Here is a 460-nt window from a genome sequence, read left to right on the forward strand (position 1 = left end):
GCCGGGATTTCCATGCGCCAACGAAGCTCTTACCCCAAACCGTTCAAGGCCCAGGTTGTTCAGGAGTGCCTGCAACCCGGTGCGACCGTTTCCAGCGTTGCCATCCGCCACGGCATCAATGCCAACGTCATTCGCAAGTGGCTACCGCTTTATCGAGATCAACTGCCAGCGGCGTTGCCGGCGTTCGTTCCTGCGAGAGTTACGCCAAAACGACCAGTTGAACCAGCTGTGATTATCGAGCTACCGCTGGGCGAGCAATCGATCACAGTGAAATGGCCAGCTTCCGATCCTGAAGGATGCGCCCGCTTTGTCCGGGGGCTCGCCCAGTGATCCGTATCGATAGTATCTGGCTCGCCACCGAACCCATGGATATGCGCGCGGGCACTGAAACCGCGTTGGCCCGCGTGGTGGCGGTGTTCGGTGCGGCGAAGCCGCACTGCGCCTATCTGTTCGCCAATCG

1 protein-coding gene is annotated in these 460 nt (G+C 60.2%); it reads left to right on the forward strand.

Annotation, left to right across the window (positions count from 1 at the left end; translation table 11 throughout):
- Positions 1-330: transposase (locus CYD26_RS24795; protein ID WP_102053919.1), on the forward strand; the 330-nt coding region annotated here is incomplete at its 5' end.
- Between the last annotated feature and the right edge of the window lie 130 nt (positions 331-460).

Source organism: Pseudomonas sp. FFUP_PS_473 (assembly GCF_002858665.1).
GTDB classification, from domain to species: Bacteria; Pseudomonadota; Gammaproteobacteria; order Pseudomonadales; family Pseudomonadaceae; genus Aquipseudomonas; species Aquipseudomonas defluvii.